The 26,857-nt window shown below is 53.7% G+C and carries 22 protein-coding genes and 2 pseudogenes; 16 read left to right on the forward strand and 8 right to left on the reverse strand.

What is annotated here, in order from left to right; all coding sequences use genetic code 11:
• Positions 1 to 83: 83 nt before the first annotated feature.
• From DL239_RS11820 to kynU, 4 genes are all read left to right on the forward strand, one after another.
• Entirely contained in the window at positions 84 to 863 is a 780-nt protein-coding gene (locus DL239_RS11820; protein ID WP_167684301.1) for an aspartate dehydrogenase, read from the forward strand.
• An 8-nt stretch (positions 864 to 871) separates the two neighbouring features.
• A complete protein-coding gene (locus tag DL239_RS11825) occupies positions 872 to 1,816 on the forward strand; it encodes a LysR substrate-binding domain-containing protein (RefSeq protein WP_167684302.1) in 945 nt (314 codons plus the stop codon).
• A 104-nt stretch (positions 1,817 to 1,920) separates the two neighbouring features.
• Positions 1,921 to 3,351, forward strand: coding sequence for an NAD-dependent succinate-semialdehyde dehydrogenase (locus DL239_RS11830; protein WP_167684303.1), 1,431 nt, complete (start codon positions 1,921 to 1,923; stop codon positions 3,349 to 3,351).
• Between the two features lie 82 nt (positions 3,352 to 3,433).
• On the forward strand, positions 3,434 to 4,630 hold the full coding sequence (gene kynU, locus DL239_RS11835) for a kynureninase (RefSeq protein ID WP_167684334.1): 1,197 nt from the start codon (positions 3,434 to 3,436) through the stop codon (positions 4,628 to 4,630).
• Between the two features lie 629 nt (positions 4,631 to 5,259).
• Here the strand turns inward: kynU and DL239_RS11840 are convergent.
• Positions 5,260 to 5,400 (reverse strand): hypothetical protein, encoded by a 141-nt coding sequence (locus DL239_RS11840; protein WP_167684304.1) that lies wholly within the window; start codon positions 5,398 to 5,400, stop codon positions 5,260 to 5,262.
• Here DL239_RS11840 and DL239_RS11845 point away from each other — a divergent pair.
• From DL239_RS11845 to DL239_RS11865, 5 genes are all read left to right on the forward strand, one after another.
• A complete protein-coding gene (locus DL239_RS11845) occupies positions 5,399 to 6,304 on the forward strand; it encodes a LysR family transcriptional regulator (RefSeq protein ID WP_206188438.1) in 906 nt (301 codons plus the stop codon). The genes DL239_RS11840 and DL239_RS11845 overlap by 2 nt on opposite strands.
• 94 nt (positions 6,305 to 6,398) lie before the next feature.
• Entirely contained in the window at positions 6,399 to 7,256 is an 858-nt protein-coding gene (locus DL239_RS11850; RefSeq protein ID WP_167684306.1) for an NAD(P)-dependent oxidoreductase, read from the forward strand.
• Complete coding sequence (locus DL239_RS11855) at positions 7,253 to 8,758, forward strand: aldehyde dehydrogenase family protein (protein WP_167684307.1); 1,506 nt, start codon at positions 7,253 to 7,255, stop codon at positions 8,756 to 8,758. The genes DL239_RS11850 and DL239_RS11855 overlap by 4 nt, the downstream gene beginning before the upstream one ends.
• The gene (epsC, locus tag DL239_RS11860) at positions 8,748 to 9,470 is read left to right on the forward strand and encodes a serine O-acetyltransferase EpsC (protein ID WP_167684308.1); all 723 of its coding nucleotides are present in this window, start codon (positions 8,748 to 8,750) and stop codon (positions 9,468 to 9,470) included. Before DL239_RS11855 ends, epsC begins: the two co-directional genes overlap by 11 nt.
• On the forward strand, positions 9,467 to 10,348 hold the full coding sequence (locus DL239_RS11865; protein ID WP_167684309.1) for a VOC family protein: 882 nt from the start codon (positions 9,467 to 9,469) through the stop codon (positions 10,346 to 10,348). Before epsC ends, DL239_RS11865 begins: the two co-directional genes overlap by 4 nt.
• 166 nt (positions 10,349 to 10,514) lie before the next feature.
• Here the strand turns inward: DL239_RS11865 and DL239_RS11870 are convergent, their stop codons facing one another.
• A complete protein-coding gene (locus tag DL239_RS11870) occupies positions 10,515 to 11,351 on the reverse strand; it encodes a LysR family transcriptional regulator (protein ID WP_167684310.1) in 837 nt (278 codons plus the stop codon).
• A gap of 108 nt (positions 11,352 to 11,459) precedes the next feature.
• Between DL239_RS11870 and DL239_RS11875 the strand changes: the two genes are divergently transcribed.
• The 7 genes and pseudogenes from DL239_RS11875 (at position 11,460) to DL239_RS11905 (ending at position 19,589) form a co-directional block, all read left to right on the forward strand.
• Positions 11,460 to 12,059, forward strand: coding sequence for an amino acid synthesis family protein (locus tag DL239_RS11875; RefSeq protein WP_167684311.1), 600 nt, complete (start codon positions 11,460 to 11,462; stop codon positions 12,057 to 12,059).
• Entirely contained in the window at positions 12,031 to 12,810 is a 780-nt protein-coding gene (locus DL239_RS11880; RefSeq protein ID WP_167684312.1) for an alpha/beta fold hydrolase, read from the forward strand. The genes DL239_RS11875 and DL239_RS11880 overlap by 29 nt, the downstream gene beginning before the upstream one ends.
• Entirely contained in the window at positions 12,807 to 13,730 is a 924-nt protein-coding gene (locus DL239_RS11885; protein WP_167684313.1) for a flavin reductase family protein, read from the forward strand. Before DL239_RS11880 ends, DL239_RS11885 begins: the two co-directional genes overlap by 4 nt.
• Positions 13,731 to 13,733: 3 nt before the next feature.
• Positions 13,734 to 14,768 (forward strand): LLM class flavin-dependent oxidoreductase, encoded by a 1,035-nt coding sequence (locus DL239_RS11890; protein WP_167684314.1) that lies wholly within the window; start codon positions 13,734 to 13,736, stop codon positions 14,766 to 14,768.
• 8 nt (positions 14,769 to 14,776) lie between these two features.
• On the forward strand, positions 14,777 to 16,255 hold the full coding sequence (locus tag DL239_RS11895; RefSeq protein ID WP_167684315.1) for an aldehyde dehydrogenase: 1,479 nt from the start codon (positions 14,777 to 14,779) through the stop codon (positions 16,253 to 16,255).
• Between the two features lie 51 nt (positions 16,256 to 16,306).
• On the forward strand, positions 16,307 to 16,447 hold the full coding sequence (locus DL239_RS11900; protein WP_167684316.1) for a transposase domain-containing protein: 141 nt from the start codon (positions 16,307 to 16,309) through the stop codon (positions 16,445 to 16,447).
• A 2,027-nt stretch (positions 16,448 to 18,474) separates the two neighbouring features.
• Positions 18,475 to 19,589, forward strand: a pseudogene (locus DL239_RS11905) (IS3 family transposase).
• Positions 19,590 to 20,201: 612 nt separating this feature from the next.
• Here the strand turns inward: DL239_RS11905 and DL239_RS11910 are convergent.
• The 6 genes and pseudogenes from DL239_RS11910 to DL239_RS11930 form a co-directional block, all read right to left on the reverse strand.
• The gene (locus DL239_RS11910) at positions 20,202 to 22,250 is read right to left on the reverse strand and encodes an EAL domain-containing protein (RefSeq protein ID WP_167684317.1); all 2,049 of its coding nucleotides are present in this window, start codon (positions 22,248 to 22,250) and stop codon (positions 20,202 to 20,204) included.
• A 313-nt stretch (positions 22,251 to 22,563) separates the two neighbouring features.
• Positions 22,564 to 22,827: pseudogene (locus tag DL239_RS21680) on the reverse strand (IS3 family transposase); the annotation flags it as partial.
• Positions 22,828 to 23,056: 229 nt separating this feature from the next.
• Positions 23,057 to 24,055: a 4-hydroxythreonine-4-phosphate dehydrogenase PdxA gene (locus DL239_RS11915; protein WP_167684318.1), complete on the reverse strand. Its 999-nt coding sequence runs from the start codon at positions 24,053 to 24,055 to the stop codon at positions 23,057 to 23,059.
• 2 nt (positions 24,056 to 24,057) lie between these two features.
• A complete protein-coding gene (locus tag DL239_RS11920; RefSeq protein WP_167684319.1) occupies positions 24,058 to 24,771 on the reverse strand; it encodes a GntR family transcriptional regulator in 714 nt (237 codons plus the stop codon).
• A 1-nt stretch (position 24,772) separates the two neighbouring features.
• Positions 24,773 to 25,687 (reverse strand): dihydrodipicolinate synthase family protein, encoded by a 915-nt coding sequence (locus DL239_RS11925; protein WP_167684320.1) that lies wholly within the window; start codon positions 25,685 to 25,687, stop codon positions 24,773 to 24,775.
• Positions 25,684 to 26,856, reverse strand: a complete 1,173-nt coding sequence (locus DL239_RS11930; protein WP_167684321.1) for an L-rhamnonate dehydratase — start codon at positions 26,854 to 26,856, stop codon at positions 25,684 to 25,686. The genes DL239_RS11925 and DL239_RS11930 overlap by 4 nt, the downstream gene beginning before the upstream one ends.
• Position 26,857: the final 1 nt, after the last annotated feature.

A 26,857-nucleotide genomic window follows, 5' to 3' on the forward strand; every position in this document is an offset into this window, starting at 1 on the left:
AACGTCAAAAACAGATATCAAAAAAAACTATACCAAATCAATCTGAGTTAAAGCTACATAGCGCCAGCAAACTGGAGACGGCAATGATTGTAGGAATTATCGGCAATGGGGCGATCGCCCGCCATGTGAGAGAGCATATCGCGTCATCCAACCATATTCTTGGCGCTGTCTTGCTACGACCGGAACGGCGCGGGGAACACCAGGGCGACCAGCATGTCTACTCAGTCGACGAACTGCCGGACGATCTGGATCTGATGATCGACTGCGCCGGACACAGTGCTTTGTCGGCCTATGGCGCAGAAATCTTGCAACGCGGTACAAATCTGATCACGGTTTCAATTGGCGCTTTGGCGGACCAAAACCTGTATAATAAATTGCAAGAATCCACCTTGTGGGGCAATGCAAAGCTTCACCTTGCAAGCGGCGCAATTGGGGCCCTGGATTGCCTGCAAGCCGCACGGACCGGTAAACTTGAAAGCGTCACCTATGTAGGGCGAAAACCGCCTAGAGGATGGGCTGGATCGCCCGGCGAACAGGTGATTGACCTAGACGCGTTGACCACTGGGGCCGTCGTGCATTTCGAAGGATCAGCACGCGAGGCAGCAATAGCTTACCCCAAAAACGCCAATGTTGCCGCTGCGGTGGCACTGGCTGGATTAGGGTTTGAGAAAACAAGTGTGAAGCTGATTGCAGATGCTGCCGTCTCGCAGAATATCCACGAGATTGAAGCGATCGGTGATTTTGGCAGCTTTCAGTTCCAGATCCGAGGTAAATCTTTGCCTGATAACCCTCGTAGTTCGGCGCTTGCAGCCATGAGTGTGGTCAGTAAGCTAGAGCAACTCACCAACCCAATTATGTTGTAGAAATCGCGATGGCCGCCAAGCACTCCCGAATTGTTGATCGCGCCCTTAGCCGCCTAAAGCTACGGCAACTTCGGTTGCTTGTCGCCGTTGGCCGCCATGGCAACATTCAGAATGCCGCGCGCGAGTTGGGTGTTTCGCAACCTGCGGCCACCAAAATGATCCAGGACCTTGAGCTGGATTTTGAGGTCACACTGTTTCAACGCACCAATCGCGGTGTCATCCCAACCGTATTTGGCGATACTCTGATCCGTCACGGGAAGCTTATTTTTGCTCAGGTTTCCAGTGCCGCACAGGAGCTGGATGACCTGAATGAAGGCAGCAGTGGTCGCGTGGTCATTGGTACGCTTCTGGCCGCTTCCCCCAGCTTGCTACCAGGTGCCATCGAAATTCTGCTAACGGAGCGGCCGAAAGTTGCGGTAAAAATCACAGAAGGAACCAATGAAGTTCTGATGCCCGCCTTGCTGTCGGGTGAAATTGATATGGTCGTGGGGCGCCTTCCGTCTCAGCGCCATAGGGACAAAATAGTCCAGGAAAAGCTTTACGATGAACGCATCCATGCGGTCGTTGGTGCGCACCATCCACTGGCTGCCGAGCCGTCAGTCTCCTTCGAACAACTTAGGCCCTTTGGTTGGATATTGCCCCCGTTAGAGACGTCGCTGCGCAGACAGGTTGATCAGTTCTTTGTCAGCCAAGAGCAATATGCACCGCCCAACTACCTTGAATCCGTGTCATATCTTGCAAATCGCGCGCTTTTACGGTCCCGCAATCTAATCAGCTTGATGCCTGCACATGTTGTTTCCGAGGACGTTGAAAACGGGCTGCTAAAGAGACTGGCCTGGACCGTTCCCTTTGGCGCCGGCCCTGTTGGCCTGTCTTACCGAAGCGAAGATAGTCTATCGCCGGCTGGTCGCGCATTTTTGCAGGCTCTGCATCACACTGCAGAGAGAATGTAGCCTCAGCTATTCCACTTTCTTATACCTGTATTCAGCCAATTCACTTGATGAAGCAGTCAGTTTTGCATGATCTGTAGGCAGACAATTGAGGAGGCACGCGGTTCATGTACCCAGATCTAGAGCTGTTTATCGGTGGCAAGTGGCGCAAAACTGCGCGGAGTATGCCGGTGGTCAACCCGGCCACCGAAGAAGAGATCGGGCGACTGCCGCACGCCGAGCAGACAGACCTGGATGACGCACTGGAAGCGGCTGAAAAGGGCTTTCAAATCTGGAGCAATACCTCACCACGTGACCGTGCTGATACCATTCTGCGCGCCGCTGCAATCATGCGTACCCGCCAAGAAGAGATCGCGCTAGCGATTACGGCGGAACACGGAAAACCACTTCCTCAGGCGCGCCAAGAAGTCATTCGTGGTGCCGAGTTCTTTGAGTGGGATGCCGGCGAAGCCATGCGAACCTACGGCCGGGTCATCCCAGCAGCGCGCGGCCAAAAGTTCACGGTACATCACCACCCCGTTGGCGTCGTTGCCGCTTTCTCGCCGTGGAACTTCCCGATGAGCCAACCGGCGCGTAAAATCGGTGGGGCGCTGGCTTCGGGATGTTCAATCATCCTCAAGGCCGCTGAGGAAACGCCTGCAGGCGCAATCCATATCGTGCGCGCATTTGAGGAAGCTGGGTTACCTTCAGGGATTTTGAACCTTGTGTTTGGTACCCCCTCTGAAATCTCTGGTCACTTGATCCCACAGTCGGCCGTTCGCCTTGTGGCGTTCACCGGGTCAACTGTTGTGGGGCGTCATCTGACCACATTGGCCTCTCAGCATATGACGCCGGTTCTCATGGAGTTGGGCGGGCATGCACCCGTAATCGTCTGCGAAGACACGGATGTGGAAAAGGCCGCGGTCAGTGGGGCCATGCGAAAAATGCGCAACGCCGGACAGGTCTGTACTTCCCCCACTCGGTTTTTCGTACATGAGAGCATCTTTGACGCGTTTACCGAGAAATTTGTTGAAAGGGCCGCCGCGACCGTGGTTGGGAATGGTATGGACGAAGGGGTTGAAATGGGCCCACTGGCCAATGATCGCCGGGTACCTGCGCTAACGGAACAGGTCGAAGACGCCCGCTCCGCTGGGGCCGAGGTCAGAACCGGGGGCACTCGTCACGGCACCACAGGCTATTTCTTCCAGCCAACAGTTCTGACAAATGTTCCGGATCATGCGCATATCATGCGTGAAGAACCTTTTGGTCCGATTGCAGTCATCAATCCGGTTTCCTGTCTGGATGACGCAATTCAAAAAGCAAATTCGGTTCAATATGGTCTGGCGGGGTATGCGTTCACCAATCGGGCTGACTATATCGATCATATGATCGACAGTGTTGAAGTCGGCAACCTGTCGATCAACACACTGGAAGCTTCAATGCCTGAAACGCCATTTGGTGGTGTGAAATCCAGTGGGTATGGTCGGGAAGGTGGAACCGAAGGTTTGGATAACTACATGACGGTTAAGAATGTTTGGCATTCTGCGGACATCGCGTGACCTAAATCCAACCAAAAACGCCAGCCTACCCCGCCTGCCCCCTTGTACCAATATCTCTGCCCCCACGGAAGCTGAAACACAAATGACCGATTTTGCCAAAACACGCGCCATGTTCGATATCCCCGAAGGGATGATCTACCTGAACGGGAATTCTCTGGGCCCGATGCCCAAGACAGCACCAGCTGCGATGAACAGCTTCCTGACCGAGGAATGGCAGCCAGAGCTGATCAAGGGCTGGAACACCAAAAACTGGTTCATGCAGACCAACACACTCGGCGACCGCGTTGGCCGACTAATTGGTGCGGCTCCGGGAACTACTGTGGTCGGTGACACACTGTCGATCAAAGTATTTCAGGCTGTAGCGGCAGGGCTGTCCATGGTGCCAGACCGCAGGGTTATCCTGTCGGACAATGGCAACTTTCCCACCGATCTTTACATGGTCGAGGGGCTGATGAAGCTAAAAAACAAGGAATACGAACTTCGTATCCCCAACCCCGAAGATGTGATGGCTGGCATAACCGATGAGGTCGCGGTGGTGATGCTGACCGAAGTGGATTATCGCACAGGTCGCAAGCACGACATGAAAGCCGTGATTGAAAAAGCGCACGCCGTTGGTGCCGTAGTGGTCTGGGATCTTGCCCATTCCATTGGTGCAGTGCCTGTGGATGTGACCGAAGCTGATACCGACTTTGCAGTGGGATGTACCTATAAATATCTCAACGCCGGCCCCGGCGCGCCCGCTTTCATCCACGTCGCATCTCGGCTTCTGAATGATGTCGACCCTGCACTCTCTGGCTGGTATGGACACGAAGCACCTTTTGCCTTTGACACCGATTATCGCCCGATGCCTGGCAAAATTGACCGCATGCGGGTCGGCACCCCTTCTATCGCTTCATTCTCGCTTCTAAGCGCTGCGCTAGATATCTGGGAGGACGTAGACATGAATGATCTGCGCGCCCGTTCTATTGAGTTATCCGAACTGTTCATCAGCGAGATTGAGACCCGCTGTCCTGGTGTTACCTTCGCCGGCCCACGCAACCCAGAGGAACGAGGAAGTCATGTTTCTTTCCGTTTTGAGCATGGCTATCCCTGCATGCAGGCGTTGATTGCTGCCGGGGTAATCGGTGACTTTCGCGCACCAGATATTATGCGCTTTGGGATTACGCCATTATTCATCAACCACAGCGACATTCTGGGGGCCGTGGATGTTCTGGAGCGTATTCTGAAGAACGAAACCTGGAAGGAAGAACGTTTCCAGACACGATCAAAGGTAACTTGAGTTACCTGGATGTGCTATTTAGAGAGGGTGGATTTTTGCGTGGCCAAATTTACGGGCACTAACGGCGATATGCAAATAATTCAGACGTTCACAGCCTTTGGTGAAGATGTTTCAAAGAATTGCCCAATTACCGCGACCACGAAAGGGCAAATGATCACTTCGTTCTTGCTGAGGATAACGTAGCTGATGTTGGGCATCGCAGCGAAGGTCCGCAACTCTCGCTTCCGAGATGAATTACCTCATACGCCAGGAATGTCAGACTTTCGCTGAATGCGGTCCTTCGCTGTAGTTGGCATCAAGGGCAGCTTTGCGCAGTTATTGACCTTTGCAAAGTCGGCCCCAGGGCGCGCTGACATGTCGAGAACGGCCCAAATCTGTCGTTCGTGACAAACTGGTCTAACGTCAGGTTTCAGCCTTTCTAAGACATACGTGCTGGGCCCAGAATTAGGCGGTTTCTGGAGCTAGAAGGATGATTTTCTGACCATCGCTGCACCTGACACCCTCGGCAGCAATGCGCAGATAGCGAAGTTTGAAATATTTTTGATAGGCCCGGAACCCGACTTCGATTCGAAGCACAACGAATTATAGCTCCGAACCCAATCGTTCTATCGCCGTGTCGAGCATGAATGTCAGTTTTGCGTCACCTCGTTAAAAGCAACGTCCGCCAAATCCCACAGTTTGCCACCATGTAACACACGCTCGACCAAAGTGTTCTTCATTGCATGGTCTGCAGGATAGCCTAGTGTTTGGGAGTAAAGTAGGATGCGCATGCAGCACGATCCAAAACATGTCCTTAGCTTCATGACAGCGGTTACAACCGGCACCATCCGTGCCGCGGCAGACCAACTTGAACTTGAGCCCTCAACCGTAAGCAGGAACATCACAGCTTTGGAAAAGCAACTTGCCACTGCGTTGATCGAACGCGGGCGCAAGGGTGTGATGCTGACAGAGGCAGGGTCATTGTTGATGGGCTACATTCAACGGCAAAAGGGTGAGCTGGAGGCGCTACGTTCTCAACTGGATGCACTCGCGAATATGGAACGCGGCACCGTGTCCGTTGCGTTGGGAGAAGGATTCCTTGGAGATTTCACGCAATCCGTCCTAACGAAGTTCTCGCAAGATCATCCCGAAATTTCGTATACGCTTGATGTTGGAGCAACAGATCATGTGACAAATAGGATTTTCGAAGACCGATCACATGTGGGGTTGGCCTTCAACGTTCCATCAGATCCGCGTCTAAACGTTGTCGCACAAACGAAGCATCCACTTGCTGTGATCTGTCGACGGAACGGAAAATTTGACACATCCCCGTCGGTGGACGTGAAGGATTTGTCACACTTTCCGTGCGGGTTTCTCAAACGGGGTTATGGCGTCAGCGCAGTCATTGCGGAGATGGAAGTATCTCACGGATTTCGTGCGCGTGGCGTTCTGGAAACAGGCTCGATCATGGCGCTCAAAGAATTTGTCAAAAACGACTTGGGCGTTACACTTTTACCCGAGTTTGTCGTGGCTGAGGACATCAAGGCGGGAATTTTGCGCCCCCGGAACATTTCTATTGCAAACTTTGGAAGCGGTTCTGCAACTCTGTTCATCAGGCAGGGCCGTAGTTTACCGCTGGCTGCGCAAAAACTGCTCCATGCGATGTCGAAATACTTAGTGGCGTTGAAAGAATAGGTGTTGCGCTGGATGCAACAATATTTCCACTTCCTAGCATTTTTCCGCAACTCATATTTGATATTATCCCCAAAACTTCAGTGGGGATCTCAGGATGAAAATCGGTGTAATTGGGTGCGGCAATATGGGCGGCGGAATGGTCGCGCAGTTGCTTGCGGCCGGGATGGACGTAGTCTGTTTTGACCCTGACGTAGAAACGCGCCAGCGGATGCTTGCCGTCGGGGCACGGACCGAAGAGACAGTAACCGAACTGGTTCGAGACCGAAAATTCGTCATTCTATCACTTCCCAAAGCGCAGATCGTAGAAGAGGTTATGGGTGAGGTTTGCACCCACATTGAATCGGGCACGATTGTCTTGGATACCTCAACTTCGACCCCAGCCACGTCTCAGGCGATGGCAGCCTTGGGGCAAACCCACGGTTTCGAATTCATCGATGGCCCCGTGAGCGGCGGCCCAGCAGCGGCGAAAGCCGGGACAATGACAATGTTGCTTGCGGGCAGTCAAACCGCGATTGAGTGCTTGCGCCCTATAACAGATATATTGACTGCGAAAACGGTGATGGTTGGTGCGTCAGGCGCTGGACACGCGGCGAAGATCGCGAACAATATGCTGTGTGCGGCGAACCTAGTTCTTGTCTCCGAAGCCCTGCGTCTGTGTGAGGCCGTTGGCGTTGCCCCCGAGGGTCTGCTCAAAGGAGTAAATGCGGGATCCGGCCGCAGCGGTGTGAGTGAAGTCAACTTTCCTAAATGGGTGCTGAACGGCGCGTTTGATTCTGGCTTCACCATGGGGCTCATGCGCAAGGACGTGGGGCTCGCCCTGGATTTGGCCGGGAAAACCGGCGTCAATCTGGAAGGTTTTGCAGGCATCGCGGACCTATGGTTGAACCAATCAGGTGACATCCCAGACACTGCCGACTTCAATGAAATCACCAAGTATGGAGCCGTCTCATGACCAATCGGATTGACATTTTCGATGCCCAGATGAGCGCGCTTGATCTTGGCTCCCATCCGCAGAGCTTGATCAATGGCGAACTGGTCAATGGATCTGGCGATCCCATTTCCTTGGTCGATCCGTTTACGGAACTGCCCCTAACAACCTACAATGACGCAGGAGCCGAGCTTGCGACGGCAGCCTGTCATGCCGCGCAAGAGGCACAAGTCGACTGGGCAGCCCTGTCAGGAATGGCGCGAGGGCAAGTGATGCAGGACATCGCCCGCGCAGTACTTGCCAAAGCAGAACCTCTGGCAATGCTAGAAGCACTGGTCGCAGGCAAACCGATCCGAGATTGCCGCGTCGAAGTCGCCAAAGTTGCTGAGATGTTTGCCTATTATGGCGGATGGGCTGACAAGGTGCATGGCGAAGTGATCCCTGTGCCATCAGGCCATCTCAACTACACCAAGCGCGAGCCGCTGGGCGTCGTTTTTCAGATCACGCCTTGGAATGCGCCCATATTCACAGGTGGCTGGCAGATTGCGCCTGCCATTGCCACGGGTAACGGTGTCGTTATCAAACCCAGCGAGTTGACGCCTGTAACCACAGTCGCGCTGGTCCGGCTGGCAGAACAAGTCGGCCTGCCAAAAGGTCTGGTCAATGTGCTCTGCGGACTTGGGCCCACGGCTGGTCAGACTGCTATTGAACATCCAGCAATTCGCAAGGTGATCTTTGTCGGCTCGCCAGAAACTGGACGCGTTGTCGCAACCGCTGCGGCGAAAGCTTTGAAGCCGTCGGTTCTGGAACTAGGTGGAAAATCCGCCAATATTATTTTTGACGACGCCAATCTCAAACATGCTTGTCTGGGAGCGCAGGCCGCGATTTTTTCCGGTGCCGGACAAAGCTGTGTGGCCGGATCTCGCCTTCTTGTTCACCGGTCTATTCACGCCGAACTGGTCGAAATGTTGACCGCAGGAATGAACGAAATCCGCCTTGGGGATCCGCTTGATGAAGCCACCGAAGTCGGTCCGATCAGCAACGCACGGCAGTTCGCTCACGTGAGCGAAATGGTCGCACGAGCCGTGTCAGACGGCGCCAATGTTCTGAGCCGTGAGAGCACCCCTGACAAAGGATACTTCGTCCCGCCTACAGTTCTGAAAAATGTAACAAATACCGACCACGTCGCACAAACTGAGATCTTTGGACCTGTCGTTGCCGCCATCCCTTTTGATACTGAAGATGAGGCTATCGCGCTGGCCAACGGGACGGAATTTAGCCTCGCCGGAGCAGTTTGGACTACAGATGTTGGAAGGGCCCATCGCATTGCGGACCATGTGCGCGCCGGTACATTCTGGATCAATAGTTATAAGGCGATCCATGTATCGTCCCCCTTTGGAGGTTCCCTGAACTCTGGCTTCGGACGTTCCAGCGGCACCGACGCTCTGATGGAATATACGTCAACCAAAAGCGTTTGGCTCGACAGCGCTGCAACCCCTCGGATAGCCTTCGGTTATGTTAGTTGATGATGTCAAAACGCTGCTCGCAGCCGATACTAAAGCCGCGGAGATCTTGGATCTTTCGCCCTTCGAAGATTTTGCAGGCCTGGCGGGCGCCCTATTTGGTGCGATCTGTGGCGCATCTATAGGAAGCCTCGTGGGGCAAACTTACGATCAGACACCTGAAATCGTCGCGCAGACCTTGCGCGACATCGAAGAAACAGCGCGGCGGAACTTTGAACCCGGCGGCGTTGCGGCTGTTCTTTTGTTTTCGCGTGGGGTGCATGCCACGATGGGCCATCGAGTGGCCCATACACTTTGGCAAAATGGAGAAACGAGCCTCGCGATGACACTTAAGGCGGCCTTTGGTCGTGCCTTTGCAACCGACATTCACCCAGGCGCCCAAATAGGCGCAGGTTTCTGGCTCGACCACGGGCTTGGCTTCGTCGCTGGTGAAACGGCTGTGATCGGCAAGGACGTCTCGATCTGGCATAATGTGACCCTCGGCAGTACTTTCAACAATCCAGGCCCCGACCGGCACCCAAAAATCGAAGATGGCGCGATCATCGGCGCGGGTGCTTTGGTCTTAGGCAATATCAAAATCGGCGCAGGCGCCAATATCGCAGCTGGAGCTATCGTGTTGGACGACGTTCCAGCTGGCCGCGTTGTCGTTGGTGCCAAGGCCCGCGAGATCGGTCCAGCGCGGGTTTCCTTTTTGCAAAAGGAACAAGATACATGAACGCGTCCTTCGGCATTGATCACCCACTATTGGCTACGCATGACATCGAGGGGTTGCGTGATCGTCTGATCTCGCTTGGTTTCAACATGACGAGTATTGGAAAGCACCCCTGGGGAACGAGCACCAGCCTTGCAATGTTTGATGGCTGCCTGTTGGAGATCATGGGCATCTATGATGACACGCTTATCGACGAAGTCCCCGCCGGTGATTTCCGCTTTGGCCGCCATGTTTTCGATCATCTCCAAGTCCGCGAAGGCGTAGCCCTTAGCGCGCTGCACAGTACGGACATGATTGCCGATGCCACAACAGCCAAGGCAGTAGGTTTTGATGTTGCGGGTCATCTAGAATTCGGGAGAGACGTTGTCCTGCCAGATGGCAGTGCAGACAGAACCAAAACCACGTTGGCGCTTTTGCCCGATCCCGCCTTCCCACGGTTGTCGTTCTTTCTCTGCCAACAACACCGGCCCGAACTAATTTACGTTCCCGAATGGCTCGAGCACCCAAACTCTGTGAACGGTATCGGCGGTGTCACCATATTGGCCAAGGAAGCGGCGCATGTAGACTTGCGGCAGAAATTATCCGGCCTCTATGGAGAACCTAAAACGATAAACGGCGGGTTTCAGGTTCAGACAGCGAATGGGCCAATGGCGGTGCAAACACTTGAAGCAATCGAGAGTGAGTTTGGTGAGCTGCCCCAGACAATCTCGGTCGCCTATGAACCAAGTATCGTCGCAATGGACCTGACATATAAATGCCCGAAGGCCTTCGATCAATGGATCAAGGAAAGCCACCACTCATTTAGAACCACGAATTCCGGGCATCTCGCAACCAACCCAAATGAGACCGCGAACGTCTTTTTGAGGTTTGTGAAAGTTTGAAAGAAGTTGGTGTAATCTGACAAGGTCGGTCATGTCAAAAACCAACAAAGGCGCCATTGCTGCGCAAGCAGCGAAGGAACACTTTGTCCGCACTGGCGCCGTTGCTGCGTGACGCAGCAAATGTCCAATGACTGACATGGGAGTATAGTGACGGCCGAGCTCAAATCTAAAGCTGTTCCAGCAGCCAATCTCGAAACAATACCGCAGGTCGGGAGGCCTCTACGATTGACAGGTAATAGCCTTCTTTGCCCGGGATCGAAGCTGCATGCGCACGTACAAGTTGGTTTGTACGAATAGCATGATCTGCCAAAAGCTCACTGACGAGAGCAACACCATTGCCCTGTACTGCCAGATTCAGCGCCATGCCATATGAATCCACAAAAAACTCCGGGCGGTACTCTCCACCATGCGTTTCGGTCCAGGCCTTCCAACCACCGGATGTTCCGACAGCTTCGACCAGGGGAAGGTTCTCGATATCTCCGGTCAGTGAGGGTGACTTGAGGGCAATTAACCTGTTTGGTGTCAAAAGTTCAGCATTCTTGCCAGCTTGTTTTTGTGATCCGAACCGGATTTCCACATCTGCCTGGGCTGAATGAAAATCGTCCGGCCAAGTGGCACTTTGAATCCGTAGATGAATATCCGGGTGTCGCTTGGAGAAATTTGGCAAATATGGCGCAATGACCCACTGGGCCATGCTGACCGATGTTGCAACGGTCAGGAAGTTTTCTGGCGTACCCACATCAAATGGGTCTGTTGCAGCGGCAAGTGAGTCCAGCGCAGCGGCGACCTGCGGCAACAACCTTCGCCCATCATCGGTCAACGACAATCCCCGCGCCTGACGGATAAACAGCGCAACGCGAAGCCGAACTTCCAATGATTTCACCTGCTGGCTAACAGCCGATTGCGTCAGGCCAATTTCTTCTGCGGCGGCGGTAAAACTCAGGTTGCGCGCAGCGGCTTCAAAAGCACGGAACCACGTAAGCGGTGGAAGGGATTTGGCCATTGATCAAGTCATCCATTAGTCTTGCTAATACCTTTGCACATAAATCATTCGTTTGTCCTGAAAACAAGCTGATCCGATAGTCGCGCAGCAGCGAACAGGAGAATGATAATGCACCCCGACATCCGAAAAATCGTGACCTATGACGAAGAGGTTTTGGTTGAAGGTTTTCGCAAAACCGACACGCCGTGGCGCATGTTTGCGGTTGCAGCCGTGGTCCGAAACCCGTGGGCGGGACGGTTTGTCGAAGACCTGAAGCCAGAAATTCAGGCCTATGGACCGGTTCTGGGCGAGATGATGACCGACCGGATGATCCGCCTGGCAGGAAGTGGCGACGCTATCGAAGCCTATGGCAAAGCAGCAGTTGTTGGGCTGAATGGCGAAGTTGAGCATGCCTCGGGGCTGATCCATACACTGCGGTTCGGCAATCACTATCGCGAGGCCGTGGGCGCGAAATCCTATCTGGCCTTCACCAACACCCGTGGCCCGGCCAATGCGCCGATCATGGTGCCCCTGATGGACAAAAATGATGCAGGCCGTCGCTCACATTACCTGACGATCCAGTTTTCGATCCCCGACGCACCACGTGACGACGAAATCGTCGTTGTGCTTGGCGCCGCAACAGGAGGCCGCCCGCATCACCGCATTGGCGACCGGTATCAGGACCTGAAGGAATTGGGACATGACGTCGACAACCCAGCAGCGGTTTGATCGTCGTGGTCTGTCCTATGTCACCTCGGGCAACGGCCCGCTGGTTGTGCTCATCCACGGGGTCGGCTTACGAGCCGATGCCTGGTGCAGACAGATAGACGCTCTTTCAACCGAATTCACAGTGATGGCCATCGATATGCCCGGACATGGCACCAGCGCGGTGCCCGACACCGACATGACTTTGGACGACTATAGCGATGCTATCGCCTCAGCCCTACCTGAGGCGGCATTGATTGTCGGTCATTCAATGGGCGCCATGATAGCGCTCGATATGGCATCCAGATTCCCGGATCGGGTACGCGGTGTCGCCGCGTTGAATGCGATTTACCAGCGCTCAACTGCTGCGCGGGATGCGGTAATGGCAAGGGCTGCCAGCCTTGATGGACAGGCAACAATCGATCCCAGCGCACCTCTGGACCGCTGGTTCGGGACTGCGCTGACACCTGAACGCGAAGCCTGCCGCACCTGGCTGCAAGACATCGACCCTGCGGGCTACGAAATGGCCTATCGGGTCTTCGCCAGCGAGGACGGCCCAAGCGAAGCGCAACTCAGGTCCCTGCCCTGCCCTGCCCTTTTTGTCACCGGCAGCGAAGAACCAAACTCAACCCCGGCTATGTCGCGCAGCATGGCAGCGCTTGTTCCGCAGGGTCGAGCCATCGTCATCGACGACGCGGCCCACATGATGCCGATGACCCACGCAAAACACGTGAACACAGCCCTTTGGGAGTTTGCACGCGAGGTTTTACAATGAGCACAATAGATCCACGCGCCCTGCGTACCGCCTTTGGCAGCTTCATGACCGGGGTCACGGTTGTGACCGCGCGGAGCCGAGACGGAAAACCCGTTGGGTTTGCCGCCAATTCCTTTGCCTCAGTCTCGCTGGACCCGCCGTTGTTGCTGGTCTGTCCGGGCAAGTTTCTGTCGAGCTATGACAGCTTTGCCAATTGCACCCATTTTGCAGTCAACGTTCTGGCCGAAGGACAGGAAGAAGTCTCGAACACGTTTTCCAGCTTCAAGGGGGACCGTTTTGCACAGGTTGCACACTACCTTGATCCAAATGGCGTCCCCCTGATTGATGGTGCGATTGCACAGTTTTCCTGCACTACTCACCAAATCCTGCCCGCTGGGGATCACTGCATTCTGATTGGTCAGGTTCAGGACTATACCCACACGGGCGCACCCGGACTGGGCTATGTTGGCGGGCAATATTTCAGCCTTGGAGTGGAACGCGCCGCGCTGGACAATACGCTGGAAACAGCAGTCTGTGGCGCGATTATTAAAGACGCTGGCCACGTGTTGCTGGAGCAGACTCCGCAGGGGTTCCGCCCTCCGCAAATTACCAGCGCTGATCGCGGCCAGATGCGTCAAAATCTATGCGAAGACCTCGAATCGCGCGGTATAAAGCTCCGGCTGGAGCAGGCCTACTCGGTGTTTGACGACCGCCAATCGGGAACGCACTTCGCCTATTTCCTTGCAACCAGCACCTCTGTTCCGTCGGGCGGCGCGCTGCAAGCCGTGCCCATCCAAGACCTGCCGGGCCTGTCCTACAGCTCACCTGCCATTGCGCAGATGATGACGCGTTTCGCCCTAGAGGCACGCACCGGAGGCTTTGCTCTGTACCTCGGCGACGCACAGCGCGGCGACATTCATCCCTCTTCTGAAAGGATCTGACCCATGGAGTTTTCACTCTTTGCCCATATGGAACGCCTCACCCCGGATCAGCCCCATGATGTGCTGCACAATGATTTCATCAGCCTGTGTAAAATGGCGGATGAAGGGGGAATGCGTGCGGTTTGGACCGGCGAACACCATGGAATGGAATTTACCATTGCCCCGAATCCGTTGTTAACACTGGTTGATCTGGCGCATCACACAAAAAACATACAACTGGGCACAGGAACGGTGATTGCGCCTTTCTGGCATCCGATCAAGCTGGCCGGCGAAACGGCTGCCGCAGATGTTATGACAAGTGGGCGGATCGAACTCGGGATCGCACGTGGTGCTTATTCCTATGAATACGAGCGTATGATGCCGGGGATGGATGCCTGGGAAGCTGGGCAGCGCATGCGTGAATCCACGCCACTACTACAAAAGCTATGGGCCGGTGACTGCGCCCACGACGGAGAGTTCTATAGCTTTCCCTCAACCACATCTGCACCCAAACCACTGCAAGAAAACGGACCTCCCATTTGGCTTGCCGCACGAGACCCCAACAGCCACGAATTTGGTGTGCAAAACGGATTTAACATCCAGGTTACGCCGATGTGGCAAGGCATGGCCGAAGTTGAAACTCTGATGCAGCGGTTCAACACGGCCTGCGAAACGCACAGTGGCAAACGCCCAAAAATCATGTTGCTGCAACATACTTTTGTTGGAGCTGATGAAGCTGACGTAGCACAGGCTGCACAGGAGTTTTCACGCTTCTACTCGTATTTTGGGGCCTGGTTCCAAAACAAACGCCCTGTAAAACAGGGGCTGATCGACCCTCTGTCGGACGAAGAAATCGCCGCTAACACCATGATGGCACCGGGCAATATGCGCCGTGATCTGAACATGGGCACCGCGGCTGAGGTCATTGACCGGATCAAACGCTACGAGGACCTGGGCTATGACGAGTTTTCCTTTTGGATCGACAGCGGCATGAGTTTTGAGCGCAAGCGAGAGTCACTGGCGCGCTTCATCAACGACGTCATGCCTGCGTTTAAGTGAGGGACAAAATGGAACAAAATCCACATTACAAGCTCTTCATCGACGGCACCTGGTCCGAGGGCAGCACAGGTCAGGTCATGACCACTTACAACCCTGCAACCGGGGAGGGCTGGGCAACCTTCGCCTGTGCCGCACCTGCGGATGTCGAACGTGCAATTTCTGCGGCCCGCCGGGTTTTGGATGACCCCACGTGGCGGGATATGACCCAAACCCAACGCGGCAAATTGTTGTACCGGTTGGCGGATCTCATCGAAGAGAATGCCGAGCATATAGGACGGATAGAAACCACTGACAGTGGCAAACTGCTGGCTGAAACGGCTGGGCAAACACGCTATGTCGCGGATTACTACCGCTATTACGGTGGGCTTGCAGACAAGATCGAAGGCGCGGTTCTTCCAATCGACAAACCCGACATGCATGTCTTCACCAAACGCGAGCCCATCGGCGTTGTCGTCGCAATTGTTCCCTGGAATGCGCAGATGTTCCTGACCGCCACCAAGCTGGGACCGGCGCTTGCGGCGGGCTGTTCGGTGGTTTTGAAGGCGTCAGAAATTGCGCCTGCACCGATGTTTGAGTTTGCCCGCCTTTGTGAGCAGGCAGGTTTTCCACCCGGCGTGGTGTCGGTCATCACCGGAGACGCCGAAAACTGTGCAATCCCCCTCACCCGCCATCCGGACATTGACCGGATTGCCTTTACCGGCGGGCCAGACACTGCACGACACGTAGTGCGCAATTCAGCAGAAAACTTTGCGGTCACAACACTGGAACTGGGTGGCAAATCGCCAATTCTGGTGTTTGACGATGCCGATTTGGACGGCGCTGCAAACGGCTTGATTGCCGGAAATTTTGGCGCCTCTGGGCAAAGCTGCGTGGCCGGATCTCGTGGCCTGATCCACCGCCCGATTTTTGAAGAACTGGTTCAGAAGATCGCCGACAAAGCAACCCAGATCACCGTCGGCGACCCGCTGAATGCAGACACCCATGTCGGGCCTTTATGCACCACAGCTCAGATCACCAGGATTGAAGAAACTCTGGCAACCGCGTCTACCCAAGGCGCACGGATCCGGTTTGGCGGTGCCCCGCTTGACCAACCGGGAAACTACATGGCCCCGACCCTTGTGGAATGTAGTGATCTGGAGACCGAAACGCTCAAGGTTGAGATGTTTGGGCCGGTGATGTCACTGATCCCCTTTGATACCGAGGAAGAAGCCATCGCTATCGCAAATGGCACGCCGTTTGGTCTTGGATCGGGAGTGTTCACCCAAAATCTTGCCCGCGCCCACCGCGTGTCCTCTCGTATCAAGGCTGGTATTTGTTGGATCAACACCTATCGGGCCGTCTCTCCGATTGCCCCGTTTGGCGGCGTCAACCAATCTGGATATGGACGCGAAGCCGGGATTGAAGCCGTTCTGGACTACACGAGGACCAAAACAACCTGGATCAGCACCTCTTATGCCCCCATGTCCAACCCATTTGTGATGCGCTGACACGGATCAGCCGAGTTTGCCGGTGCCTCGTTGGAAGGCGAAAACGGAACAATGCTCGCGTCGCTTATTGAGACCTGCAAGCTCAACAATGTCGAGCCACACGGGTATCTGACCGACGTCCTCACGGCATTCGTCAACCGCCTTAAACAGAAGGACATCAACCAACTGCTAACCTGGAATTACGCAAGGTAGGTGGGGTCAAAGCAGCGCATACCCAAAACTAGATAACTGTTCCTGAGACTTTTGGTGGATGAACAACAACAACCCTAATCTCTACGCTCGCTAGATTTGACAGAGACTGTCAGCATGGGGCGTGAATTACCCGCATGGTGAAAGTCTCTGGGAAGGACCCAAAGGTATTTTAACGTAGTCGATTAACGACAAACTGCGTTAGTTTCAGACCTCCTCCGCGATTATACAAGTGATCTGGTGGCAGGACTTTCCAAACTTTCACAGGGATCGGCCCTAATGTTGCTTAGATTGCCATGAGCCGCACTGTGCTTCACGAAACTAAACTATTCAAGACAAGACGAACGACCCTTTGTTACTGAATTCCAACTCGATTAATCGTGATCACCACCAGTTTCTGACTTATGGCAGAGCTCCAAGGAGCTGGCAGCATTCAATCTTTGACTGATTTAAACCAAATTTACATACGTAAAAAGTGTGCAGTCATCGCATAAATTTACAACAGGAGATTTCTTTGTGCGGCTGCTTATTTTATCTATGGCTATTCTATTACTTTTAGCGAGTGTTGGGGCATCGTTCTCAAATGAGGCTGCCCAAAGCCAAATGAGCACCCCAGAGAAACCACTTATTTCCGTTTACGGAATAAATTCATAGCAGCAGCTCTTGGATACGAAAGAGGGCTCCGGCGCTACGATTTGGAAAGCTGCTTATTGCAAAGTTTGCAGGAATGGCAAGGCATGCGGAAACTCGTGTATCCGTCGCAGTTACACATATCGAAAAGGAAAAGGCTGTGCATGCAACGGATAACGCAAGTCCAAAGCTATCTGGTAAGAGGGCAATCACGGGTCAGCGAGATTTTTAGGCGTTCGCTGCGACCACTACCCGGACGACCTGCAGCAGCTTCGCGTAGACAAAGTCCTTTTTGCAAAGTCGTGCGAACGGCCCTAACCAGCCATTTGTATCAACCCCTTCTAACGAAAGCTTGCAGCCCTTTACGACATTCGTGCCGGTTGCATTATGAGGCGGCCTCTAGAGCACTCAAGTTGGATAGCCGTCATTCACTGCACTAAGCATCATGGTCGACGTCACGCTGGAAGCTATTCGCCTTTGGTGCAAGGCGCTTCCTCTTCAATCAACCGGCGTACAGATTTTGCAGTTAGTTCAGGGGAATGTTCCCAAGAGTTTTCGGGCATATCAAACAATTCGTGGCCCCATCCCCAGCGCGGTCCCTTATCCACCCACGAAAGCCCTAAAAGGCTCACAGCAAACCGTGTGCAGCATTCCCGCAGATATGGATCATAGAATATCCCCTTCTCCAGAGGATAGTCTTGCGCAAAAAGCTGCACGCCCTACCCTTCAAGGCCACAAGTAATATCGTGGGGGCCCAGCCCTTTCTCTTCTTGCTGCTGTTTAGTGATCTTCGCATCAAGGGGGTCGCCGTCTGCCCCCCCGCACAAGCTCAATCGTAGATCTTGGTTCTTCAAGGCAAAGCGCAACGCCGGGAGCCCCACATTCAAGTTGGGCCGCAAGTTCGGTTAGTCGCTTAATATCCATATTTTCTTACTCGCAGTGGGTCTCGCCGATGGCATTCCAACAGTTTTGTTTGAAACGGCCAAATCCACAAAAAATCTTTCGCTGAGAAAAATCGGCATGAATAGGCATCAACAGACACAATATGCACGTAAAACTGCCAGTGATCCTTTGCCGAAATTGCCGTCGATTGCTCCACGATAATGGCCGGTTTCCGACTAAATCCCGTTGCACCGCCATTGAAAAGGATGGTTTCTCCATTTCACCTCTGAAACACCCGTCATTCTGTTCCTCCTTCAGATAGTAGACCGCCGTGTCTGCGGCACTTGGAAACGGAAAACTCCCTCCATTTCCGATAAAACGAAGAGTCCACGAATTGACGTTGAAGTCTTCCTGCGAAGTATTGGCGTTTTCGTGGCTTGTTCCAGCCTACGAGCCGCCTCTCCCCTGAAATGTCCTGCATTTATGGTCAGCCTGTTCTCCAACTGAGGAGACCGATGATGAAGAGAATCCGCTTCAGCGAAGACCAGATAATCGGAATACTAAAGGAGCATCAGGCTGGGCTTGGTGCAAAGGAGCTGTGCCGCAAGCATAGCGTGAGCGAACCGAAGTTTTACAAGTGGTGCTCCAAATACGGCGGCATGGAAGTGTCTGACGCGAAGAAGTTGAAGGCGCTTAAGGCTGAGGATGCCAAGCTGAAGAAACTGCTGGCCGAGCAGATGATGGATGTATCGACCCTCCAGGAGATGTTGGGAAAAAACTATTGAGGTCCGGATCACTCAGAAAGGCTGTGACCTGGGCCATGACAGAGAAGCGATACACTCAGAGACGGGCCTGTGCCTTGGCTGGCATCGATCCGCGTGTCTAACGGCGTGTGTCAAAGGGCTCAGCATATGCTGAGCTACGAGGTCGGCTGAAGGATTTGTCATCTGAGCGGTGACGCTTTGGATATCGGCGGCTTCATATTCTGCTGAAGCGTGAAGGCTGGTAGGTTATTTGGATAAAGCTATGCCGGATCTACCGCGAAGAAGGCTTAACCGATCGCAAACGGGGCGGTCGCAAGCGTGCCGTGGGCACCAGGGCGTCGGTGGCGATCCCGCAGAGCCCAAACCAGAGGTGGAGCCTAGACTTCGTGTCAGACAGCCTGTCTTGCGGTCGCCGGTTCCGCATCTTGAATGTGATCGATGACTTCAGCCGTAAATGTCTGGCTGCTGCCGTCGACACTTCGCTGTCAAGCGAGCGGGTTGCTCGTGAACTGGATCGGATTGCTGAGATGCGTGGCTATCCATACATGGTGGTCTCAGACAATGGCACGGAACTGACCAGCAATGCGATCTTGAAGTGGCAGGAAGACCGCAAGGTCGATTGGCACTACATCGCTCCGGGCAAACCGATGCAAAACGGCATCGTGGAAAGCTTCAATTGCCGCATGAGAGATGAACGTTTGAATGAGGATCTGTTTGAGAGCTGGCGCCATGCCCGTCAGTTGATCACTGCCTGGCGCAACGACTTCAACCACCAACGCCCGCATTCAAGCCTCGCAGGTCTGATACCAGTGGAATATGTTAACCAGTCAAAAGAGGATCAAAACCTGAACAGAGCTAACACAAATTAGCGGACTCTTTGGGGAGCAGGTCAACTCGTATAAATCCTGCAGCCGACCTTCATAATCGCATAACTTGTGCCGGATTGAGGCGTCCTGACGCTGATAGCCCGGAGATGAACTATTTTTCAGATACTTCCTGATCGCGTTCCGGGACAGGCCTGTATCCCTGCTCACAGAACGAATACTTCGCCCATCACGCAAAACCTTGCGCCGGATCTTAGCTGCAATTTCCATCAATAACGCCTGCTCATTCTCCGCACTCAAATGTGCAGACGTTAACAAAACAGGTGGGTCAGTTTTAAACGCTCATAACCCACCTAAGTGGTCCACTTTTGCATGCCGAATGACATCCAAGACGCAAACACGCTAGGAACAGGATGCTGCCGCCAACAGACTTTGAAAGACAACAAATTCTGAAGCTGCAAAGCGCCTAGGAAACTCGGGGCTATTCAGATGTCTTAGGTTGCCTTCGTTCTCTACGAGCTGCGTGGCTCATGATGGAGGTGGCTGGAAGTAGGAAAGGCGGAAAACCGACATTCGCGGAGAAGAGCACTAAGGCCTGCTGAACAGACCCAAATTTCCTTCGATGCCACGGAACACATAGAAGGACAATGGAGCAACTCACGCGGATGACCTGGCATTCCTTGCCTGCATGGATACGATATCGTCCAAATACGCACGGGCATCATCAAGCTCCAGCGGTCTGGAAAAATAGTACCCTTGCCCGATCCGATCTGGGCCGCCTTGAACCAATTCGACTTGCTGTTCGGTTTCTAAACCTTCGATGATCAACTCAACGTCTAGACTCTCAGCCAGTTCAGCGATGCGCTGCAATAGCTTGTGATTATCGTTGTTGGGTTCGATGTCTCGGACAAATTCTCGATCGATTTTAATTTCGTCGAATTTCATCCGCAACAGATAGGCAAGCGATGAGTAGCCTGTCCCGAAATCATCCAAAGCAGAACGAACACCAATCTCGCGCAATTTCCCTAGAACCTCTTGAACATGCTTCCAGTTCTCAATTGCTGCAGTTTCAGTGACTTCCAGTGTCAAACGATCAGGACGGAGCCCGGTTTCCCACAAAACATCTTGTATGTCCTCAAGTAGAGAACCGCTTCGAAAAGTCTTGGCAGACAGATTTACAGCGATCGGAACATCAAGGCCCGTTTCCTCTTCCTGTTTTGTAGAAAAAGACGCAGCTTCACGTAGGACGCGAAGATCCAAATCTCGAACAGCGCCTGTGTTTTCGGCAACAGAAACAAACTCGTCAGGAGAAATATCTTCTCCGTTCAGGTGCCATCTGGAAAGCGTCTCAAACCCTTTAAAACTACCATCATGCAGCAAGACTTTTGGCTGCATAACAATGCGTAGATCACCCTCACGGATTGACATCGGCAAACGCGCAGCAATTTTGTTTTGCCGGATTATGGAATCGTCGATTGCTCGATCAAACAATTGATAGGTGTTTTTACCGCGCCCTTTGGCGACATACAGAGCTGCATCTGCTGACTTAAGCAAATCTGACGGGGCGCTTGATTGGATATTCGCCCACGTGGCGATTCCGATTGAGCACTTTGGCGTTATAACCCATTTTTCGAATTCCATCGGCTTTGCCATCTCATTCAAGATTCGTTGAGCCAAGGCGTCCGGTTCGTTTGAATATGATGCCGTGTCCCAGACGATTGCAAACTCATCTCCCCCTAGACGCGCCACAATGCCTGTCTCATTCTGAAGGCATTTTTTCAGTCGCAAGGCGACTTCCTCCAAAAGGGCGTCGCCGGCAGCGTGACCCATTGTGTCATTTACACTCTTGAAATCATCCAAATCGATTAGGGCAGCGTTCAGCAGCTTTTTTTGATCACTGCCCAAGGCATCACACAAATAGTCGTTGAAAACTTTCCGGTTCGGCAAACCTGTGAGAGTATCATGAGACAGAAGGAATTTTTCCTTTGCATCGGACTCGCTCTTCATTTTTTCAATGTGTACACGAGCTTCCAGTCTCAGGACATTGATATTGTGGTTTCTTTCCCGCGATGCAAGAAACCACAGAAACAAAAATGAAGACAAAAACCACAGGCCAGAATACTTGATGTCGTCGATAAGGTTAGCGGTCAAATCTCGTTCGACAATGTAGGCCCCCATCACGTCGCCTATCTTGTATGAATCTATCTGCAATGCGTCATTGTGGCAGCTTACGCAGCTCTCATTATTGGCAATCGAAGGAAGGACTGTACGCCCAATCAGGCGATTTCCTTCAAATCCATATTCATGAACCGGTGGCGCTGTCGGGTTGGCGACAAAATTCTCGATAATTGATCCAAGGCGAGCGTCATGTTCTGTTGTACTTAATTCAAGACCAGGGCGACCGGGCATCCTAACAGATGTGCTTTTCTTGGCATTACCGTTTTGATCTGAGTTACTAAAGTGCTCGATCCCCAATCGCCGGAACGTCGCGGGCACAGGCGCGCCTTCGCCTCTGTTTTGTGAAAAAACTGAGACAAAACTGTTTGTCATCTCAATAAGCTGCAACCGTTCGCGCTCGTTGACCGATTTTTCTTCCGTCCAGGCAATCAGGAAGTAGCCAACAGCCGTTAGCGATGCAGCGAGCACTGCACCAATGAGTGACTTACGGCCGTCGCTTCCTTTTGGCTCTGCCAAGTGATCCTGCATAGCTGCGGCCCTTTATCGGTAAATTTACGGACAGACCAAAGTACATGCAGGTTAACCCGAAGTGAAATATCCGGTCATACAAAGCTTGATAAAGCAGAGCACTTTAATCGCATTTTCAATACACCTTTGGAAACCAGTTGGGATATGTGTTGCAGGCTATCACTTGGGGGCCTTCTCAGGATACCTGACTCCTTTGCTTTGTTTCAGGACTGGCCATCTCCACTATCAAAGCTGGACGACAACGAAGAAGACGCCTCTCGTCACCATTCTCTAAGTTCAGGACTCATAGCCGGATTATAACGGTTGCAGCGAGGGCGACTTCCTGCATGATCAACTTATCTAATGTCAGGTCGGAGACCATGCGACGCAGACACAGGCTCTTTTTTTGTAACCACTTTAGTTCCTTGAGTTGCTCCGTGCCAACTCCACCAAACGTCTTCTTCCAACGGCAATAGGTTTACACAGTCACACTGAACTGCCGGATCACTTCAATCCGGGGCATGCCTTGGTCCATCAGAACTTCAACCTGCAGTAACTTTACGACAACCTCTTCCGGATTCGGTCTCTTAATGGCCATAATGGGTCCTCCGCTTTCCCAACTTTAGGGGCCGGACCACTTCACTAGGGTAGCTCACTTATGCCAAGCAGGTTTGTCGTTGCGGCGACGCTGACGGGGTCTGTTACGTTTTCGTGTTACGATGCAAAAGAAAAGCCGACAGTCCATTTCGCTGGCTGCCGGTTTCAGGACAGCATCATCATGGGCTTTTAAACCAATGGCAGTCACCGTCCGTGGGGAGGCCTTCAGCTTACTTTTCCCAGTGGGTGACCATGTTACAGGCGACATCAAACGCTGCGCGGGTGGCGCCAACATCAGCGCGACCTTGGCCCGCAATATCAAACGCAGTACCATGTGCAGGAGTTGCGACCGGAATGGGCAACCCACCTTGAACAGTGACCCCCCGATCAAAGCCCAGCAGCTTTAGCGCGATTTGCCCTTGATCGTGATACATGGTGACAACTGCGTCAATTTCTTTGGCCACAGCTTTTAGGAATACGGTGTCTGACGGCCAAGGACCATCAACTGCCATTTGGCCCTCAGCCAATTTCTTGACGGTAGGTTCCAGTATGTCGATCTCTTCGGTGCCGAAATTGCCCCCATCACCGGCGTGCGGGTTGATCGCAGCAACTGAAATGCGCGGGCGCTCAAGCCCGGAGCGGCGCAACACGTTGTGGATTAGATAAACCGCCTCGGATACCCGCTCCTCGGATATGGTGTCGGCCACGTCGCGCAGGGCAATGTGGCTGGTCACACGGCTGGTCCACATACCGTCCAGCGTGTTCAGTTCGGAAATGTAATTGGTCACGCCCAACTTTTCGGCCATGTAGTGCAGCTCGTCGTCATGGCCTAATCCTGCCAAGTGCATCGAAGCCTTGTTGAAGGGGCCAAATACGATCGCGTCGATTACGCCGGATTGAGCAAATTCCAGCGCCTGATCCAGTGTCTTCAGCACAGATGTGCCACCGGCCTCGGTCACTGTTGCGACTTCGATCTGATCAGGTTCTATGGTGTCCATTGCATGAAAGGCGACGCCTTCGCTAACGCTCCAGTCATCTGCGGTGACATCCACAGGTGTCAGGGCAAACTCTTGCTCTGACACTTTCTGGCCGGCCTCGAATACATGGGCGTCACCGATCAGCAGGATGTCTGCTGCATCCGTTACGCCATCCTGGTTCAACAAGCGCGCAATCAGTTCCGGCCCGATGCCGCTGGGGTCACCGGGGATAATGCCAATCTTGGGTTTCATGTTTAGTCCTCGGTCTGCGCCGCATCACGGGTTTCGTGGATGCGGGTGATATTGGAAATGGTGCTTTTGAGGTGATCGCGCAAGGCGCGGCGGGTTGCCTTGGCATCCCGTGCCACTAGGGCATCGGTGATGTCGGCGTGCTGCGACAAGGTATTGTCCCGTCTGTCCGCCTGTTGCGACGACAGGAATCGCGCGCGCCACAAACGGGCATTATACTGGCGGTGCGTTTCTATCAGAGGTTCGTTGCGGCTCGCCTCAACAATCGACGAATGAAACCGCATGTCGAGCTGGAAGAACTGCAAGGCGGTCATCTCAGAGGACCCTTCGGCCATGACGCCCCCCAGCATCTGGATCTCAGCAATCTCGGCGTCTGTTGCCTCGACACAGGCGGTTTCCCCAGCCAAAGCCTCAAGCGCACCAAGAACAGATATATATTGCGTCAGTTCCTGCAACGACGGGTCCGCCACACGCGGGCGACGGGTGGCAGAGTATTCCACCAACCCTTCCACCTCAAGTAACCTGAGCGCCTCACGCAACGGGGTACGCGAAATGCCCAAAGCCTCGGCCAGTTCCCGTTCTGGGATCGAGGTGCCCGGCTCCAGCTTGCCCAGCAAAATGAACTCGCGCAGGTTATCCGCCGCTTCCTCGGACAGGGTGCGGCGGGGGCGAACTGCCCCTTCTTCCTTGAGTGTTGAAATCCAACCGCCCTGTGTCATGCTATTTGCCCCAATTCAATACAACCGGATCCAGAGGCCGTAACAGATCCATCAACCCAGATCGAGTGTCTGGATGCAAGGGTTCAATCGGATGGCGACAGAATTCTGATTTGATAACACCACCTTCAACCATCGCGGCCTTGGCTGCGCGGAAACCACACTGACGGTTTTCGTGGTTGATGGCAGGCAGAACCCGTCCATAGGCGGCCGTGGCCCCTGCCCTGTCACCTGCCAAGTGCATTTCAATCACCGGCTTGATCAGATCCGGGATCATTGCACTGGTCATACCACCGGTTGCACCGGCATCCAGATCAGCAAGCAGGGTTATCGCCTCTTCACCGTCAAATGGGCCTTCGATAGCATCGCCACCGGCCGCAATCAGCGCGCGTAGCTTGGCAGCGGCCCCAACACATTCGATCTTGAACAGTTTGACCATCTCAATCTCGGTGGCCATTTTCACCAGCAAAGGCACCGGCAGATCGACCCCAGACAGTGGCGCGTCTTGCACCATGATCGGCAGGCCAACGTCGCCAACAGCTTTGAACTGTTCATAAGTCTGGCTTGGTGTGCCCTTCATCAGGGAACCGTGGTATGGCGCCATCATCATCACCATCGAGGCCCCCAGATCTTTAACAAACTGGGTGCGTTCAACTGCGATTTCGGTCGCAAAGTGGCTGACTGTAACAACCACCGGCACTCGGCCCGCGACGTGTTCCAGACACAGTCGGGTCAGGGTTTCGCGCTCGGCATCAGAAATCAGGAACTGTTCCGAGAAATTGGCCAGGATGCAGATGCCATCTGCGCCCTGATCAATCATGCAGTCCAGAACACGGGTCATGCCCTCAAGGTCAAGGGTGCCGTCCGGGTTGAACGGCGTTGGCGCGACTGGCCAGATGCCTTTATAGGAGCGGCTCATTCTGTCACCTCAAAATCTGCAAGATATTTGTCAGAGATCGAAATCCCCAATCCAGGTTTGTTGTCGTCCAGATCCAGATAGCCATCGACCGCGTCTGGGTCGCCCTCAAAAATGTAGTAAAACAGCTCGTTTCCGACCTCGACGTCAAACACAGGGAAGTACTCGGAGATTGGACAATTCACGTTGGCCATGGTCAGGTGATAGTTGTGCATCTGCCCGGCGTGCGGAATTACCGGCACTTGATAAGCTTCGGCCAGCGCGTTGATCTTTTGCGCTGCAGTGATGCCGCCCACACGGTTGGTGTCATACTGGATCACCGAGATCGCCCGCAGGTCCAGCAACTGGCGGAAACCCATCAGCGAGAACTCGTGCTCTCCGCCAGAGATCGGGATTGGGCCTTTGTTCAGTTCGGCATAGCCGTGGATGTCGTCGGCGATCACAGGCTCTTCCAGCCAGCGCGGCTCAAACTTCTCGAGCTTGGGCAGCATCCGTTTGGTGTAATCGAGATTCCACCCCATATAGCATTCCAGCATCAGGTCGGTGTCGTAACCTATCACCTCGCGCACCGCTTCGACCCGTTTCAGGTTCTCGCGCATGCCCTTCATGCCGTCTTTGGGACCATAGCCAAACCGTGTCTTGAAACCTTGATAGCCGTTCTTCATAGCCTCTTCGGCCTCGGCCTGCATCGCCTCGACAGAGTCAGCATATAGCTTGGAGTAATAAACCGGGATTTTTTCCTTGGTACGGCCACCCAGCAGTTTGAATACCGGCTTGTTGGTCAGCTTGCCCATCAGGTCCCAGATCGCGATGTCCACGGCCGAAATCGCGGTCATGCCAACGCCCTTGCGGCCCCAAGCATGGGTGCGGCGGTACATCTTTTCCCACAAATAGGCGTAATCAAACGGATCTTCGCCAATCACCATTGGGGCGTAATGCTCATCAATGGCAAGCTTGACCAGACTGGGGGCCAATGCAGCGTTGCCGATGCCGATCATGCCACATTCGGTTTCGACCTCGCAGGTCAGCCACTGGTGAAAGCGAAAGCTGCCCATGGCATCGCCGCGATCATACAGGGCGTCTGAAGCGTTGGTGCAGAAGTTGCCCTGGGGTGGAACTGTCTTGCCTTTCCAGTTCCAGACGCGGGTACGGACTGATTTTATTTTTGTCATT

Source organism: Parasedimentitalea denitrificans (assembly GCF_011813015.1).
Lineage (GTDB): Bacteria > Pseudomonadota > Alphaproteobacteria > Rhodobacterales > Rhodobacteraceae > Parasedimentitalea > Parasedimentitalea denitrificans.